The following is a 17,257-nucleotide window of genomic DNA, read 5'->3' as shown; positions in this document are numbered from 1 at the left end:
ACCCGGCAGCGTCACAGATGCTCGAGGGTCTCGACGAGTTGCTTGACGGACCGCGCGGCGCGGTCAAAGCGCTGGACGACGATCACGTCGAACTTCCGCTTCGTCGCGCCCGCCAGGAGGCGCTGGAAGCTAGCCCGATCCTCCCGCGCCCCCGACGCGATGTCGCTGTAGGTCGCGACCAGTTCCCAGCCGCGTCTGCCTACGTGCTCCCGGATCTCGGGGAGCTGGACCTCAAGGTCCTGCCTGTTGGTGCTAACTCTGATGTAGGCCGCATGGCTCGCGGCAGACTCTGATCTACCCATGTCACGCAACCCGCACGATGCCGCGGACTTGGAGCGTTACCGAAGGGTTCGAATCCCGTTGGGGCCACCATGAGGTAGTAGGCCACGTGCTGGCCGCCAGCAGCCCTCCGATCGTGCCGTCGCCGGTGAACGCGTAGCCCCGCGTGCCGGCGACGAGCACGGGCGTGCAGTCGACGCGATCAACCAGAAATGTCTGGAGCGCCTCGCGTGTATGCGGACCCTGACGGAGCAGCACCCCGCGGCTGGGGGGGGGCGACTTGACGTGGAGCCTGTCTCGGCTGATCCTCGGACGCATCAACCGAGTGGCGTGGCGCCGGACGTGAGTTGGATCACCGCCGGCCACATCGGGAATCCCGGTCGCGGACGACTATAGCTGGTTTTGGCCGACGCCACGGAGGTTGACTCCATTGGGCTCACGTACGAGATTCGCCCCGCTGGTGTTCACCCTGGCGCTCTCGGTTCTCGTGGTTTCATCGACATGGGCGGAGGAGGTCACCAACCCGGCGGCTCCGGACGCCGGTCGCCCGGGAGTACACGAGGCCACCGAGGCGGGCATTGCCAAGGCTTCCCCGGGCCGTGACCCGGGCCAGTTGCCCTGGGCCGTCACGCTCTACGGTGGCGTGTTCATGAACAATTCGCTGGGGGGAATGTTCTCCTTTCAGTACGATCCCCAGGACTCCTACATCGGTGTTCTCGCCGTGTCGCGGGAGATCTGGACCTTGACCAGGCACCTCCGGTTCGAGCTCGAGGGACAGGTCGCCAAGAACTTCGGGAAGCAGACCAACTGGGAGCTCAACGCGCTCCTGGTGGGGCGCTGGGTGACATTTCCGTGGAACGATTACGTATACACGACGTTCGCCGTTGGCGATGGTATCTCCTACACTACAGCGGTGCCCAAGCTCGAGAAGGAGTTCGAGGGCACCTCACGGCAACTGATGAACTATTTGATGTTCGAGCTCACCCTCTCGCCTCCTCAACACCCCGAATGGGCGTTCGTGACGCGGATCCACCACCGCTCCGCGCTGTTCGGGGTGTACGGAAACGGAGACTCGAATGTCCTGGCGGTCGGGGTCAAGTACCGCTTCTGAGGTGACTGGCCCCGATGACAGCTGCGCCTTCCGGCTTTGAAGTCCCCGACCACGCTAAATTCCTGTCAAGAACCTCTCCACCGCCTCGGGGAAGAGGGCTTAGGCCATCAGAGTAGTCGGCGGTTCCCAAACTGGTATTAGCCACCCGTAGCCGTCAGCCTCGGGCACGGGCACGAACTCCTGACCGTGCCCGCACCATTTGACAATCTGCATGGTGCCCAAGGTCTTCCGGTTAGACAAGTGTTAGACAAAATAGCAAAAGGGGTTAGGGAAAGTCCCCTAACCCCTTCTCTTTATTGGTTGCGGGGGCCCGCAACCACTCGAGGCAAACAGGTCACTGGCGTTCCGGTTCGAGGTCAGGGCCTGAAACCCGTATTTCCAGTCCGCCACGCGCTAGCTGTTTGCCGTTACGTATTCAGCGGGCTTTGTTAGGGTACCGGGCTGAACTTGAGGGCGATCATCGATGCTGGCCTCCTTGTCCTTCTGCCGGAGGCGCTCCATCGCCAGCTCGAACGCGCTCTTCGGGCGGTCGTCGGACATGAGTCCGTAGTGTCGCAGAGGTCCTCACCCGTTTGTCCTTGCCCAGACCCGTCCAGATGGCTACGCTCGGGCCACTCTTCCTCGGTGGACACCCAAAACCGGCCAATTGTGGCGGCCCCTCGCGCTAGGGTCGCTGTACACGCTGGGGCTGGAGGAAACCGCTATGGTCGTGTACGCGTTCGACGTGGATGAGACACTGGAGGTCAGCAGGGGTCCTGTGAAGCTGCTCGATCTCGTCAGGCTGCGCGAGCACGGCCATATCGTCGGCCTCTGTGGGAATTGGGCGATGGTGACGCTGCACTATCCGGACTGGCACCGCATCTGCTCGTTCGTGGGGCCATGCGGCATCGAGAAGCACGACTTTTTGCGCCAGCTGCGGCAGTTCATTCCGGGGCATGACTACGTGATGGTCGGCAACATCCTCGGCATTTCCGGTGCGAGCGACGACCGGGGCGCTGCGGAGCGCGCAGGTTGGCGCTTCATCCAAGAAAGTGAGTTCGCCAAAGGAGTGCGATGAATGGGTGCGCCTGCGGATCTCCTCATCGTGAGCCAGCGGAGCCGGATTGTTCGCTTCGCGGTGGAGCATCGCATTCCGGCCATGAACGAGTTCAGAGAGTTCGTGAGTGACGGTGGTCTGCTCCTCTACGGACCCAACCTCATGGAGATGTTCCGCCGGTCCGCTACCGACGCGGACAGGATCCTGAACGGCGCCAAGCCTAGCGACAACCCCATCGAGCGGCCGACGAACTTCGCGCCGGTGATCAACCTCAAGACCGCTAAGGCCCTGGGCCTAACCATCCCGCCGTCGCTGCTGCTGCGGGCGGATGAGGTGCTCCAGTGATGAACGTCGCGCTTGTCAGTCGGGATGCTTGTGGCACACTACCACCAGGCGAAAGGAGTCCGTATGGCCATTCAAGGGGGATATCCGACATGACAATCCGGAAGGGGCCGGCGTCCTGGTAGAAGGCGACGTGGCGGGGCCAGGCGCTCGGACTTGCCCTTTCAGGTGGCCGACTGGACAATCGTTACGGCAGTCCGCTCTGGCTCGATCGTTGTCTGACCTTCACGAGGAGACGCTCGTTGGGAAAACTGGAAACGGTGATCAAGGAGGCGATTGCGCGAGGAGCCCGGAGGCAAGTCCGCGTGGTTGTCACGCCGCTGCGGCGAGAGGTCGTTCGGCTCCGAAAGAAAGTGACGGACCTCCAAGCGACGGTCACGACCCTGCGCCGGAACGCGGTAGGCTGGAAGCGGCTCATGGAGGCTTCTCCGGCGATCCCGCAGGTGTCCGAGGAAGACGCGAAGGCCGCGCGCCTCTCGCCTCGGCTTATTGAGAGCTTGCGGCAGCGCCTTGGGCTGAGTCAGACGGCCCTGGCGCGGCTTGTGGGTGTGAGCGCGACAGCCGTGGCCCACTGGGTGGCCGGAGACTCCACACCTTCTGGCCAGAACCGCGTCCACCTGGTGGCGTTACGGAGGATGGGGAAGCGAGAGGTGAAGGAGTTGCTGGCTCGCCGGGTCAAGGAGACGGCATCGCGGATGCCTCGCACGCGCAAGCGCCCCGCGAGGAGACCGCGCAAGAGATAGAAATGATAGGCGGCGGCCCATGGGTGTAGCACGGTAGACTCTCGATTGAAGTCACCCCAAATTCATCATGTGCATCTATTGCGAGGGAGCCCCCGCCTGCGATCACGAGCGCGATGCGTGTGCGGCAAGTCGGGGCGAGCGCTGCATCGAGTGCGGACACGACTCCGCGGCGTTTCCGTCGTACACGCCCGGACTGAGACGGGTTAGCTTTTGGCTCCCACGGGGACGATGGCCGAAGCGGACGCCGCTCAAGACGGCCAGTCAACCACGTCGGGCGAACGCGAAGAGGCGTGCGACCTAATCGCAATGCAGTCTGACCGGATGCTCCGCGCCAAGATCCGTGACCTCTTGACCTCGGGCATCCTGCCCCAGGTCCAACCTGATGGCTCCCTCGTCAACGAGGCGGGCCGATCCGTGCCAGGCCAGCGCCACGTCGGTCCCCCTGACCTCTTTGCAGCCTGCATTGTGTGTGAGGACGCAGGCCCGCAGGTGTCGTATCGAGCTCCCCTCGGCCTCGTCTTGCACCTGCACGGCAAGTGCGACACGCTCTGGCAGGAGGAGCAGCGGCCAGACCCGTGCCCGTGACCCCGCGGACCTAGCTCGACGAACCCGGCTCGCCCCGACCGCCGCGCCGCAGGGTTCTTGCGCGACGGGCGAAGGCGAAACGGAAGAACCGTCCAACGAAGGAGACGCCATGTTCTTGACCCTGTTTATCGTCCTCATGGTGGTGTGGGGGTTCGGCTGGATTGTGTTTCGCGCTTCGGGTGTCCTGATTCACATTCTTTTGCTCGTCGCGCTCATTTCGTTGGCCGTTCATTTTTTTCGAGGACGGGCGTAGCTCACATCACCGTCGCCTATCTGGCGCCGACCGACTTGCCCATGCCCGAAGTGCGGTAGGGACGACCCAGTTCTCCGACTCCGCTACGGGCATCTCCGCATGATCGCCCGGGGGTCGCGTCAGGTGATCAAGATCGTCAATTTGTGCTGCTTTTAAGCGTTCCACAGCCAGCGAAGGCGAGGCCATGATGGAAATCATTGGCAGCTTCGTAGATTTGATTGGCAACAACGGACCTGAGCCCGACGAACCGGACCATGCCGGGGTTGAGGATTTCGCCGTATACAGATCTCCCGGCACCCTACCGGAACCCGGGGGCAGAGAGGTTCGCCTCGGAGCGATTGTGGTCAGGGGCACCCCAGTCCGATTCCCGTCTTCCCAGGACATTCCCGCCGGCAGTCCCATCCGATTCTCACTTCCTCGAGACTCAGACACCCGAGTGGATCGTCAGATGAGTTCCACCTCAAAAGCCAACAGGTTTGATTTCGGTGAGCGCGGGCCCCCGATTTGGACCAGCACACAGGCGAAGGATGTTTCAGAGAACTCACGCTGCATGTTTTAGTCGCGTCGGTTTTCGAAGGGTTTGCGGCCAAGAACTATGTGAAACTGCTGGCAAAAACGGGATCGTGACTGAAACACGGGTTCGAATCCCGTTGGGGCCATCACGTGGGGCGACGGTGCGAGAGAGTCCGGCGAGTTCAGTCGTTACGCGTCGTCGTGTATCAGATCCTACTACACGGGAGGCGGTACAACGGCGGCACGGTTCCGCATACTGATCCGTCGTGGCAAGTGGTTCTACTACCGCGCAGCGCTCAGGCGGGTCGAGGCGATTTCCGCAGCACCTAGGGCTTCACGACGTTGATGGGCTTGCCGCCAGCATAATCCATGTTCTGGTCGGAGGATGTTCATCGTCCCGAAGCTGCGATCATCCCGACGCCCGAGAGCAGAACTGTCCGCGCCTCAGGAGGCGGCGCCGGGCCGGGCCGCGGTCAGCGCCGGCGCGGCGCGCGCGCTGCGCCCCGCACCCGTGACGAGGCGGAGGAATCCTGGCGAGAGCCGCGGATCGAGCGTGTCGCGTATGCCGTCACCGAGGAGGTTGAAGGCCAGTACCGTGACGGTGATCGCGAGCCCCGGAAAGAGCACGAGCCACCACTGCGGCACGAGTCCCGTGATCGAGTCCGCGAGCATGTTGCCCCACGTGGCGGTCGGCGGGGGCACCCCGACGCCGAGGAAACCGAGCGCCGCTTCGATAACGATGGCCACGCCCAGGTGGGTGGACGCGAGCACGAGATAGGGAGCGACGCATTGGGGCAGGACGTGGAGGCGCATGATGCGGAACGCGGAGGCCCCGCTGGCCCGCGCCGCCTCGACATACGCCATCTCGCGCACGGTGATCGCCACCGAGCGGATAACCCGCCCGCCGAACGGCAGGCGCGTGATCGCGATGGCAATGATCACGGCGGGGAGCCCCGTGCCGAAGGCCACGGAGATGGCCATGGCGAGAATCAAATCTGGGAATGCCTGGAGGATCTCCATCACGCGCTGGCTGGCGAGATCGAAACGGCCGCCAAGGTAGCCGCAGGCCACGCCCCAGAGCGAGCCCACCGTCGTTCCCATCAGCACGGCCGCGAAGGCGACGAAGAGCGACGTGCGGGCGCCGTGAATGACGCGCGACAGCGTATCCCGCCCCACCTGGTCGGTCCCGAAAAACGACTGGGCGTCGGGCGGCCTGTTCATGCGCTTGAAGTTGGTCTTCAGCGGGTCCAGGGGCGCGACCCAGGGCGCGGTGACGGCCATCGCGATGATGAGCAGGCCCACGATGCCGCCGGCGGCGGACAGCGTATTGCGCCGGGCGAAGCCGGCGAGCTCGCGGAGAAGGGAGCGCCCCTCGGGGGCGCGATCGCCTTCACGCATAGCGGATGCGCGGATCGAGCCACGCATAGCTCAAGTCGACGACGAAGTTCACCAGCACGAAGATGACCGCGTAGAGCAGGACGAGGTTCTGGACCACGATGATGTCGCGCTCGATCAACGCGGTCACGAGCGAGCGGCCCAGGCCCGGGACGCCGAAAGCCTGCTCCACCGCTACCGAGCCGCCCAGCACGAAGCCCAGGAGCACGCCCGAGATCGTGATGACCGGCAGCAGTGCGTTAGGCAGGGCGTGGCCGAGCACCACCTGCCGCTCCGGCGCGCCTTTGGCGCGGGCCGTGCGCACGTAGTCCTCGCCGATGACCTCGAGGAGGCACGAGCGGGACATCCGTGCGATATAGGCGCCCTGGGCCAGGCCCAGGACGATCGCCGGCCCGATCACGATCTGGAGGTTCTCCCAGGGCGACTCCCAAACGTGGACGATGATGAGAGGCGCCTTGTACCCGAACCAGAATAAGAGCGCCAGCACGATGAGCATGCTGAGCCAGAAGCCCGGGATGGCGATGAACAAGATGGCGAGCGATCGGGCCACGTTGTCGGCCCAGCTATTGGGCTTGATCGCGCTCACGATGCCGACGGGGAGGCCGACGAGCCACGAGACGACGAGCGCGAGGAAACCGATCTCGGCGCTGATCGGCCCTCGATGGAGGATGAGCTCGGCGACGGTATCGCCGCGGAAGAACGACTTGCCGAGCTTCCCCGTGGCGATGTCCCGGAGCCAGTGGACGTACTGAACGGGGAGCGGATCGGACAAACCGAGGTCGTGCATGATGCGCACCCGGTCCGCCGGTGTCATCCTCGCGTGACCCTCCACGCCGAGGATGGCCACCAGCGGGTCGCCGGGCAGGATGCGCAGGACGACAAAGATGATGAGCGACACCCCGACGAGGGTTCCGAGGGCGAACAGCGCCCGCCGAGCGAGATACTTTCTCACTGCCCCCTAGCTCTGTGCCAGCCAGACGTTGTCCCAGCGGCACACGTCGTAGATCCCGAAGAACGTCGACGGGTTCTGCCCCTTCACCTTGTTGTAGTAGGCATCGTAGATCTGCTCGTAGGCGATGGGGATGAGCGGCGGGTCCTGTTCCAGGATATCCTCCGCCTTGCGCACCATGGCCTTGCGCTTCGTGTCGTCGAGCTCGCGCTCGATCTGCTTGGCGAGGGCGTGGAACTGCTCATTGGACCACCCAGAGTAGTTCTGCGGGCCGTTCTGACCGTACCAGGCGGTGAAGTAGTCGGACGGGTCCATCAGGCTCGACACGATGGCGCTGATGGCGAGGTCGAAGTTGCCGGCCGCCGCCTCGTCGAACCACACCGAAGTCTGCACTGTACGCAGATTGGTCTCGATATTGATGTGCTCCTTCAGCATGGCCTGGATGGCCACGGCCCAGAGCTTGAACGTCTGGATGTCGCGGACGACGAAGTCGAGCCCCTTGATGCCCTGGCCGTAGCCCGCCTCCTGCATGAGCCGGCGCGCCTCCTGCACCGCGGGCTTGATGTCCCTCTGGTACCCCAGGCGCTTCTCCAACTCGGCCTTCGGCGTCGACATCCCGTGGAAGGGGTAGACGAAGCCGCCCAGCTGCATGGGCGCCGTATCCTTCACCACCTCGACCAGGGTGGGCCGGTCCATCGCGAGGTGTATGGCCCGTCGCACCCGCGGGTCGGCGAGGGGCTTCTTCTTCATGTTCATCCAGAAAGCCTGGATGACCGATTGGTTGAAGGCGGCGGCGGTGACATTGGGCATCTCCTTGGCCTTGCGCCAGGAGACCGGATCCAGAAGCCGCGCGTAGTCGATCTTGCCGGCGAGGAAGGACGAGCCCAGCTCCGGCGAGAACGGGAACATGTGGTAGATCTCGAGCTTGTCGAGGTAGGGCAGCCCCTTGTTCCAGTAGTTTGGATTGCGCTCCATGATCCAGACTTCCTTGTCCTTCCTCGACACGTGCTTGAATGGCCCAGTGCCCGGGAAGTTCATGACCTGGCGCAGGTTGCCCTGGTTCTCCTCGAGGGTCTTCTTCCTGACGATGATGTTCCACCCGCTCGCGAAGGAGCCCAGCATGAAGGCCTTCGGCCGGGCCTCTGTCAGCCTGAACTCGATCCTGTGCGGGTCGACGATCACGATCTCGCCCACCGTGGTGAAGAGCGACGAGCGCGGGATGACCACGCCCGTGGGCGCACGGACGATGCGGTCGTAGGTCGCCTTGACGTCCTCGGCTGTGAAGTCGGCGCCGTCGTGGAACTTCACGCCCTTGCGGAGATAGAAGGTGTACTTCTTGCCGTCCGGCGAGATGTCCCATTTCCAGGCGAGGTCGGGGATGATGCTCTGCCCGTCGCGGGGGTCCCGCCGGATGAGGCAGTCGTACATGGGCGACTGCGGGCCGATATTGGCGACGGTGCCGGACTGGTGCACGTCGAAGTGGGCGGGGGCGTTGTGCACGGCGTAGCGGAGAGTGCCGCCGCGCTTGGCCGCCGGATCAGGGCGGATGGGCGATGGCGTCTCCTGGGCCTCGGCCCGGCGGCGGAGGACGGCGGGGCCGAGGGAGGCTCCCCCCACCACGCCCGCGGCACGGAGAAAGGTACGGCGGCTCAGAGTCCTGCTACGTGGGCCGGAGACGGGCTGGTCGCTCATGGACATACCCCCATTAGGTTAGACCCGCGCATCCGTGCGCAGGGTGCCGGAAACATACACGACGGACCGTCGAGAGACAAGGCGCACTGCGCGCCTAGGCCGCGAGGCGCTTGACGGCGTGCGGGCGCCGGGGCAGTATCCTCTGGCACGATGAGGCCCGCAGGAGGGCCATGACCGGCTTCGCCGGGGCAGGGGCGCCGTGGTCAGAGCACGCAGCAGCGCAAAGGCGAGCATCCAATAGAGGCGAGCATTCAAGGGGGGACGCGTCATGATCGAGCATAGGCGTACGCCGAGGACACGCAGGCTCCGGAGCCGACTGACGATTGCCCTGGTGGTGGGGGTGCTCAGCACCGTGGTCGCCGCGGGGGCCCTTGCCCAGGTGGGCAAGAGCGGCCTGATCGGCAAGCTGGAGGGGCCGGAGGTCGTCACCGACCCCGCGAAGCAGCCCAAGACCTTCAAGGAGGCTCCCCAGCTCGCCGAGCTGGTCAAGGCGGGCAAGCTTCCGCCCGTCGCCGAGCGGATCGGACAGGACCCGCTCGTCATCAAGCCGCTGCAATCCATAGGCAAGTACGGCGGGACGTGGCGGGCCGGCTTCACGGGTCCCGCGGATTATTGGAACGGCTTCCGGTGCTGCTCGGGACCCGACCATCTCATGTTCTGGGACTACACGGGCGACAAGGCCCTGCCGAACCTCGCCAAGGGCCTCGAGATGCAGGATGGCGGCCGCGCGTGGCTCGTGCACCTGCGCCGCGGGATGAAGTGGAGTGACGGCAAGCCCTTCACCGCCGACGACTTCGTCTTCTGGTTCGAGGACATCTACAAGAACAAGGACCTCATCCCCACGCCGTCGGCAGCCATGGCCATCAACGGCAAGCAGGGCACGATCGAGAAGGTCGACACCCTCACGGTGCGATTCAAGTTCCCCGAGCCGTACTTCATGCTGCCTGACATGCTGGCCGGCTCCACGGACCTCGCCGGCCAGTGGAATGGGTACAAGGCCATGGGCGGCTTCGCCCCCGCGCACTATCTCAAGCAATTTCATCCGAAGTACGCCGGCGAGGCCGAGCTGGACAAGAAGGTGAAGGAGGCGAAGTTCGACAGCTGGGTGCGCATGTTCCTGGCGAAGAACGACTGGGCGCTCAACCCGGACCTGCCGGTGCTTTCGCCGTGGAAGACGGTGACGCCGAACAACACGCCGACGTGGACGCTCGAGCGCAACCCGTACAGCGTCTTCGTGGACACGGCCGGTAACCAGCTCCCCTACATCGACAAGGTCGTGATGACGCTGGCGGAAAACCTGGAAGTGCTGAACCTGCGCGCGATCGCCGGCGAGTACGACTACGCGTCGAGGCACGTCGACCTCGGCAAGCTGCCCGTGTTCCTCGAGAACCAGAAGAAGGGCAACTACAAGGTCTACCTCGACCCCGGCGACTACTGCGACCTGATCATCAAGTTCAACCTGAACTACGACGCCGATCCGGAGATCGCGAAGTGGTTCAACACGGCGGACTTCCGGCGCGCGCTCTCGCTCGGCATCGACCGCGACCAGATCAACGAGACGTTCTGGCTCGGCACGGGCACACCGGGCTCCGTCGTGCCCGTGGACAGCAACAAGTACAACCCGGGTCCGCAGTACCGGAAGCTGTGGGCCACGCTCGATCCGAAGAAGGCCAACGAGATGCTCGACAAGATCGGCTTGGCCAAGAAGGACGCGGAGGGCTACCGCCTGCGCGCGGACGGCAAGGGCCGCCTGCGCATCGAGATCATGACGCTGGGCGGCCAGTTCGTCCAGTACACGCAGATCTCCGAGATGATCCGCGAGCAGTGGAAGAAGATCGGTATCGATCTCCAGGTAAAGGAAGTCGAGCGGAGCCTGGCGCTCCAGCGCACCGCCGCCAACGAGCAGCAGCTCGCCGCGTGGAACAACGACGGCAGCGAGCACCTCTTCACCTTCCCGCAACACGTCTTCCCCTTCGAGCTGGCCGCGGTCGCCACGTCCGGGCCGCTCTACGTCAAGTGGTTCCACTCCGCCGGCGCCCAGGGCAAGGAGCCCGAGCCGCGGATGAAGGAGCTGATGGAGAAGTGGAAGAAGGCCTTTGGCGTGCCGGAGAAGGAGCGGATCCAGCTCGGCAAGGACGTCTGGAGGATCGCCGCCGAGGAGGTCTACATCATCGGCGTGGTCGGCCAGGGCCCGGCGGCGATGGGTGTCCGCGTCGTCAAGAACAACATGGGCAATATCCCGTCCCGCATGTACAACAGCCCGGACGGCAAGACTCCGGGAATCTCGCGTCCCGCGACGTTCTACTACAAGTAGACTCCTTCTCCCTCAACCCTCTCCCCCCAGGGGAGAGGGCAGGGTGAGGGGGGACGCTGACCCTAGCCCCCATGCTGGCATACATCGGACGTCGCGCCATCCTCGCCATCTTCACGGTCTGGGCGATCTCGATGCTCGCCTTCGCGATCATCCAGCTGCCGCCGGGGGACTACGTCACCTCGTACATCGCCCAGATGGCGGCGATGGGCAGCGTCGTCACCGACGAGGAAGCGCAGAACCTCCGGATCCAGTACGGCCTCGGGCAGCCCATTTACGTGCAGTACCTCAAGTGGATGAAGCTGGTCGTGCAGGGCAATTTCGGCATGTCGATGGAGTGGCGGCGGCCCGTCACCGAGGTCATCGGCGACCGCCTGTGGCTGACGGTGGTGGTCTCCCTGGCGGCACTCTTTCTCACCTGGGTGCTCGCCCTGCCCATCGGCATCTATTCCGCGGTCCGCCAGTATTCGGTGGGCGACTACGTCGCCACCTTCATCGGCTTCATCGGCCTCGCCGTCCCTAACTTCCTGCTTGCCCTGGTGATCCTCTACTTTGGATTCATCCTCTTCAACGCCAACGTGGGCGGACTGTTCACCCCGGAGCTGCAGGACGCGCCCTGGAGCCAGGCGAAGGTCTGGGATCTCCTCAAGCATCTGCCGGTGCCGGCGCTCATCCTGGGTCTCGCTGGCACCGCGCAGCAGATCCGGATCATGCGGGCCAACCTGCTCGACGAGCTGCGCAAGCCGTACGTGGTGACGGCGCGCTCCAAGGGACTTCCCGAGCGCACGGTGATCCTGAAGTACCCGGTGCGGGTCGCGCTCAACCCCTTCGCGAGCACCATCGGCTACACGCTGCCCTACATCGTGTCGGGGAGCATCATCGTGTCCATCGTGCTGGGGCTGCCGACGGTGGGGCCGCTCCTCCTCAAGGCCCTCATCGCGCAGGACATGTTCCTGGCGGGCACCATCGTGCTCCTGCTGGGGCTCATGACGGTGATCGGCACGCTCGCCTCCGACATCCTGCTCGTGTGGATCGACCCGCGCATCCGGATCGAGGACACCTAATGGCCAAGCCCGAGGCGGCCCTCGATCCCGCCGGCGCGCCCAGGCGCGGGCCAGCCGTGGAGGGCGAGGCGGACCAGCGCATCTTCGTCGCCACGCAGTGGGAGCTCATGTGGTGGCGGTTCCGCAAGCATAAGGTGGCGGTGGCGAGCGCGATCGTCGTGGCCGGCTTCTACCTGGTCGTCCTGGGTGCCGACTTCCTCGCGTATTCCGACCCCGACGCCTCCGAGGCGCAGCGCTCGCTCATGCCCCCGCAGCGCGTCTACTTCTTCGACGGCTGGCGCTTCGCCCCTCACGTCCACGGGTTCAAGGGCGCCCGCGACCCGCAGACCTTCAAGCGCGTCTATCGCCCTGACCCCAGCGAGAAGGTCCCTATCCGGTTCTTCGCTCAGGGGTTCGAGTACAAGTTCCTGGGTCTCTTCCCGATGACGCGCCATCTGATCGGCGTCGACGGCGGCCGCGACGCGAGCAAGACGATCTTCCTCTTGGGCACGGACGTGCAGGGGCGCGATCTCTGGTCGCGGCTGATGTACGGCACCCGCATCTCGCTGACGATCGGGCTCGTCGGGGTGACGATGAGCCTGATCCTGGGCGTGGTCCTCGGCGGGTTCTCGGGCTTCTACGGCGGGAGCATCGACACGCTGATCCAGCGGGTCATCGAGATCCTCCGCTCTATTCCGACGATTCCGCTGTGGATGGGGCTGGCGGCTGCGCTGCCCCGCGAGTGGTCGATCATGCAGGTGTACTTCGCCATCACGATCATCATCTCCCTCCTGGCCTGGACCGAGCTGGCCCGCGTCGTGCGGGGGCGCTTTCTCGCCATGCGCGAGGAGGACTTCGTCGTCTCAGCTAGACTGGTGGGGTGCGGCCAGATGCGGACCATCTTCGTGCACATGGTCCCGTCGTTCATGAGCCACATCATCGCGGCGACGACGCTCGCGCTGCCCGCGATGATCGTCAGCGAGACCTCGCTGAGCTTCCTGGGCCTGGGCCTGCGCCCGCCCGCGATCAGCTGGGGGGTTTTGCTGCAGCAGGCCCAGAACGTCCAGACGGTGGCCATCTCGCCGTGGCTGATGCTCCCGGCGGTGCCCGTGATCATCGCGGTCATCGCGTTCAACTTCCTCGGCGACGGGCTTCGGGATGCCGCGGACCCTTATGGCCGTTGAGGTCCGGGAGACGCTCCTGTCCGTCCGGGACCTGAAGACGTACTTTTCCCAGGACGAGGGCACGGTGAAGGCGGTCGACGGAGTGAGCTTCGACCTCTACCCCGGGGCAACGCTCGGCATCGTGGGCGAGAGCGGCTGCGGGAAGAGCGTCACCGCCCGCTCGATCCTGGGCATCGTCGACCGGCCGGGCCGGATCGTCGGCGGCGAGATCCGGTTCCGCCGGCAGGTCGCCGCCGGTGCCGTCGACGGGGTGGTGGACCTGGCGAAGCTCGCGCCGAACGGCCCCGAGATTCGGGCGATCCGCGGGGCGGAGATCGCGCTCATCTTCCAGGAGCCCATGTCCTCGTTCAGCCCCGTCCACACGATAGGAAGCCAGATCGTCGAGGTGATCATGCTCCATCAACAGGTGAGCCGGAGCCAGGCGCGGGAGAAGGCGATCGAGATCCTGCGGCGGGTCGGCGTGTCCTCACCGGAGCAGCGGGTCGATCAGCTCTCCAACCAGCTGAGCGGAGGGCTGCGCCAGCGGGCGATGATCGCGATGGCGCTGTCCTGCCATCCCACCCTGCTGATCGCGGACGAGCCCACGACGGCGCTCGACGTGACCACGCAGACCCAGATCCTGGAGCTCCTGCGCCAACTGCAGCGCGAGGACGGGATGGCTATCATGCTCATCACCCATGACCTGGGGGTGGTCGCCGAGATGGCCACCGACGTGGCGGTCATGTATCTCGGCCGCGTGGTCGAGCAGGGGACGGTCGACCAGATCTTCCACGCCCCGCGGCACCCGTATACCCGGGCGCTCCTGCGATCCATTCCCCGCATGCGCTCGAGATCGCGAGAGCGGCTGACGCCGATCGAGGGCGCGGTGCCGCACCCCTACGACCGGCCATCCGGCTGTCCCTTCCACCCGCGCTGTCCGGAGTTCATGGCGGGGCGCTGCGACAAGGAGGAGCCGGTTCTGCGGCCGGTCGGGGACAAGCACGCCGTGAGCTGCTTCCTCTACCCGTGAACACCCTCCCGCCAAAGGTCTTGCTGCGGGTCACCGGCCTCCGGAAGCTCTTTCCGATCCGGAAGGGCTTCTTGAGGCGGACGGTGGGCCACGTCCGCGCGGTGGACGGCGTCGGCCTCCACATCGACGAAGGGGAGACGCTGGGCCTCGTGGGTGAGTCCGGCTGCGGGAAGACCACCACCGCGCGGTGCATCGTGAGGGCCATCGAACCGACCGGCGGGGAGATCCTCATGCGGGTCACCGACGGCTCCGTGGTCGAGATCGGCCGGCTGGGCCGGACGGAGCTGCGGGCGCTGCGCCGCGAGATGCAGATGATCTTCCAGGATCCCTTCTCGTCGCTCAATCCCCGCATGACGCTGCTCGACCTGGTGGGAGAGCCGCTGCTGGTCCACGGCGTGAAGAGCCGGCGGGAGCGCGAGGACCGCGTGGCCGAGCTCCTCCGCCGCGTCGGGCTCCGGCCCGAGTACATGCGCCGATTCCCCCATGCCTTCAGCGGCGGTGAGCGCCAGCGGATCGGCATCGCCCGCGCGCTGGCGCTGCGGCCCCGCCTGGTGGTTGCCGATGAGCCGGTCTCCGCCCTGGATGTCTCCGTCCAAGCCCAGATCCTGAACCTGCTCCAGGATCTGCAGGCCGAGTTCCGGCTGACCTACCTCTTCGTGGCGCACGACCTGAGCGTGGTGCGGCACATCAGCGACCGCGTGGCGGTGATGTACGTCGGGCGCATCGTGGAGCTGGCGGAGACCGAGCGGATCTTCACGGCGCCCAAGCATCCCTACACCGCGGCCCTCCTGTCCGCGGTGCCCGAACCGGACCCGCGCCTCCGGACGCGGCGCACTGTCCTGCAAGGGGAAGTGGCGAATCCCGCGTCACCGCCGGACGGCTGCTATTTCCACCCCCGCTGCCCGCACGCGATCGAGCTGTGCCGGACGCAGGCGCCGGCCTGGCAGGAGATCGCCCCCGCGCATTTCGTCGCCTGTCACCGCGCCCGCGAGCTCCAGCTCGCCGGGGTGGAGTGAGGCGCGCCGCGGCCCCTGCCGAGAGAGGAGACGACCATGGGAGAGAAGATCGCGGTCCTGAGCCCGATGGGCTTCGCCCCGAAGGTGACCCGCAAGACGCTGGCCCCGCGCCTGCCCCCATTTCGGCCACGCGTGCACGACTATCAAACGTTCTTGTGAGGCGCTCGACGGCGGGTCACCGTGGCAAGCGCTGTTCTCATAACCTTCTGGGGTTCCGTTGCGCTGCCCCGGCTCCGCCAGCCGACGTGACCATCTGGCCGGACAAGCACTGCGCCAGCGGCCTCGACTCCGTAGAGCTCGGCCCAGTCGCCGTCGACCTCGTCAAAGTCCTCCGCTGGACCGACAGCAAATGCGGCGAACGGAATCGCCAATGCACATGCCACCTGCGAGCCGACATCGCGCCAAGTTTTCCCGTCCGACCCTGTCAGCAGGGTGAAGCCGGTATGAAACAGATCGAGAGTCGAGATCCGGGCTGTCTCAGGTTCCCCATGGTGCAGCCCCGTCCCGGCGGGCCGAGATCCCAATCCCTCGGAGGGGCGGAGCCAGACGTGCGGCGCGCGCGAACCGGGCCGGGCCGAGGGGACGTAGGCCTGGGAGTCGGCCGTAGGCGGCGGCGTGTCGTCGGAGATGAGGGCACCGCTTCCATAGCAGAAGCCCAGGTCTTGTCCCTCGCTGTCCAGATGCTTCACTTGCTCCTTGAGTGCGCCTGCCATCGCCGCCTCGTCTCCAGAGATGATCGCCTGCCGGGCAGCTTCCCAGCGCCGGCCGTTGGTCACGCTGAAATCCGTGTTCGCCTCGGCGACCGGCCGTCGCTCCTCGTGGTACGTCTCGAGTAACCCAGGGTTCGCCCAAGCGGACAGGACGGCAGCGAGCTTCCATGCCAGGTTGTGCGCATCCTGGATACCAGTATTCGCGCCGAAGCCGCCGGTGGGCGGGAAGCGATGGGCAGCGTCTCCAGCCAGGAACACCCGGCCCGCCTGGAATCTCTCGGCCACCTGCGCGGTGCGCGTCCAGAAGGCGGTGTTGATCAGTTCGACTGGCAGGTCAGGGATACCCACGGCTCGCCGGGCCAAGTCAAGGCAGCGCTCGGGCGTGAAATCCTCCGGCCGCTCGCCTCTGGCCGGCTGGAAGGCGCGTAGGATCAGCCAGCGGTCGGTCCCATGCGCCCACAGCAAGGTGCCATTGCCCTGTGAGGATATGTACCCGGCGGCCGGCCGCCCGCGGACCCACGGACCGAGCTCGGCGCGGAAGTGGATGTTGATGTTGTGGTCCAGCTCGCCGAGGCCGACCATGTCGATCCCCAGCGCCTCACGCACCCGGCTCGATGCGCCATCGGCGGCGACCATGTAGGAGCTGCGCACCGTTTGGATCTGGCCTGAGTGCCGGTCACGCAAGGTGGCCGTCACGCCAGTATCGTCCTGCTCGAACGCAGTAAGCTCGGTGCTGAAGCGCAGCTCGATCTCAGAATAGCTTTCCGCATGGTGCCGGAGTTCTGCCTCAAAAGCGTCTTGCGCGGCCATGCAGACATAGGTCGGGCTGTGCGAGCCGGGGACGTCGCGATGGGGCGGCTCGACCCGGCCAATCTCACGTCCGGCGAGCGATTCCACCCAGATGAAGCGAAACGCGCCCGAGGGAAGCGCCTGCTCGCGCAACGAGGCCTCGATGCCCCACGGCCGCAGAATCTCCATCGTCCGCGTGAAGAAACCGCGCGCCTTGGGATGGTCAGTCGTCGAGGGGTGACGTTCGACGAGCAGCGAACGCACGCCGAGACGTGCCAGCAGGATTGCCGCGCTCAA

15 protein-coding genes are annotated in these 17,257 nt (G+C 65.6%); 10 read left to right on the top strand and 5 right to left on the bottom strand.

Features of this window, described 5'->3' with window-relative positions:
• Positions 1 to 11: 11 nt before the first annotated feature.
• A complete protein-coding gene (locus tag VGV06_20100) occupies positions 12 to 302 on the bottom strand; it encodes a recombinase family protein (GenBank protein HEV2057445.1) in 291 nt (96 codons plus the stop codon).
• Between the two features lie 437 nt (positions 303 to 739).
• Here VGV06_20100 and VGV06_20095 point away from each other — a divergent pair, with 437 nt between their 5' ends.
• The 4 genes from VGV06_20095 (at position 740) to VGV06_20080 (ending at position 4,349) form a co-directional block, all read left to right on the top strand.
• Positions 740 to 1,390: a hypothetical protein gene (locus VGV06_20095; protein ID HEV2057444.1), complete on the top strand. Its 651-nt coding sequence runs from the start codon at positions 740 to 742 to the stop codon at positions 1,388 to 1,390.
• Positions 1,391 to 2,093: 703 nt separating this feature from the next.
• Positions 2,094 to 2,447: an HAD family hydrolase gene (locus VGV06_20090; protein HEV2057443.1), complete on the top strand. Its 354-nt coding sequence runs from the start codon at positions 2,094 to 2,096 to the stop codon at positions 2,445 to 2,447.
• On the top strand, positions 2,448 to 2,771 hold the full coding sequence (locus VGV06_20085) for an ABC transporter substrate binding protein (GenBank protein ID HEV2057442.1): 324 nt from the start codon (positions 2,448 to 2,450) through the stop codon (positions 2,769 to 2,771).
• A 1,122-nt stretch (positions 2,772 to 3,893) separates the two neighbouring features.
• Positions 3,894 to 4,349, top strand: coding sequence for a DUF5670 family protein (locus tag VGV06_20080; protein ID HEV2057441.1), 456 nt, complete (start codon positions 3,894 to 3,896; stop codon positions 4,347 to 4,349).
• 957 nt (positions 4,350 to 5,306) lie between these two features.
• Here VGV06_20080 and VGV06_20075 read toward each other — a convergent pair.
• From VGV06_20075 to VGV06_20065, 3 genes are read right to left on the bottom strand one after another with little or no spacing between them, the layout of a single operon-like run.
• Entirely contained in the window at positions 5,307 to 6,260 is a 954-nt protein-coding gene (locus tag VGV06_20075; GenBank protein ID HEV2057440.1) for an ABC transporter permease, read from the bottom strand.
• A complete protein-coding gene (locus VGV06_20070) occupies positions 6,253 to 7,209 on the bottom strand; it encodes an ABC transporter permease (GenBank protein ID HEV2057439.1) in 957 nt (318 codons plus the stop codon). The genes VGV06_20075 and VGV06_20070 overlap by 8 nt, the downstream gene beginning before the upstream one ends.
• Before the next feature lie 6 nt (positions 7,210 to 7,215).
• Positions 7,216 to 8,898 carry an ABC transporter substrate-binding protein gene (locus tag VGV06_20065; GenBank protein ID HEV2057438.1) on the bottom strand — a complete coding sequence of 561 codons (1,683 nt, stop codon included), beginning with the start codon at positions 8,896 to 8,898 and terminating at the stop codon, positions 7,216 to 7,218.
• Between the two features lie 268 nt (positions 8,899 to 9,166).
• Between VGV06_20065 and VGV06_20060 the strand changes: the two genes are divergently transcribed.
• From VGV06_20060 to VGV06_20035, 6 genes are all read left to right on the top strand, one after another.
• Positions 9,167 to 11,212, top strand: coding sequence for an ABC transporter substrate-binding protein (locus tag VGV06_20060; GenBank protein HEV2057437.1), 2,046 nt, complete (start codon positions 9,167 to 9,169; stop codon positions 11,210 to 11,212).
• 71 nt (positions 11,213 to 11,283) lie between these two features.
• On the top strand, positions 11,284 to 12,273 hold the full coding sequence (locus tag VGV06_20055; protein HEV2057436.1) for an ABC transporter permease: 990 nt from the start codon (positions 11,284 to 11,286) through the stop codon (positions 12,271 to 12,273).
• Entirely contained in the window at positions 12,273 to 13,436 is a 1,164-nt protein-coding gene (locus VGV06_20050; GenBank protein HEV2057435.1) for an ABC transporter permease, read from the top strand. Before VGV06_20055 ends, VGV06_20050 begins: the two co-directional genes overlap by 1 nt.
• Positions 13,426 to 14,445, top strand: coding sequence for an ABC transporter ATP-binding protein (locus VGV06_20045; GenBank protein ID HEV2057434.1), 1,020 nt, complete (start codon positions 13,426 to 13,428; stop codon positions 14,443 to 14,445). The genes VGV06_20050 and VGV06_20045 overlap by 11 nt, the downstream gene beginning before the upstream one ends.
• Complete coding sequence (locus VGV06_20040; GenBank protein ID HEV2057433.1) at positions 14,442 to 15,461, top strand: oligopeptide/dipeptide ABC transporter ATP-binding protein; 1,020 nt, start codon at positions 14,442 to 14,444, stop codon at positions 15,459 to 15,461. Before VGV06_20045 ends, VGV06_20040 begins: the two co-directional genes overlap by 4 nt.
• A 36-nt stretch (positions 15,462 to 15,497) precedes the next feature.
• Complete coding sequence (locus tag VGV06_20035; GenBank protein ID HEV2057432.1) at positions 15,498 to 15,620, top strand: hypothetical protein; 123 nt, start codon at positions 15,498 to 15,500, stop codon at positions 15,618 to 15,620.
• On the opposite strand, the gene VGV06_20030 is transcribed toward VGV06_20035, so the two are convergent.
• On the bottom strand, positions 15,605 to 17,257 hold a 1,653-nt coding region (locus VGV06_20030; protein ID HEV2057431.1), incomplete at its 5' end, for an FAD-dependent monooxygenase. The two genes, VGV06_20035 and VGV06_20030, sit on opposite strands and share 16 nt — an antisense overlap.

The sequence above is a fragment of the Candidatus Methylomirabilota bacterium genome, from assembly GCA_035936835.1.
Lineage (GTDB): Bacteria > Methylomirabilota > Methylomirabilia > Rokubacteriales > CSP1-6 > AR37.
The sequence above is the reverse complement of the archived record's forward strand: the minus strand, read 5'-3'. Positions and strand labels throughout refer to the sequence as shown.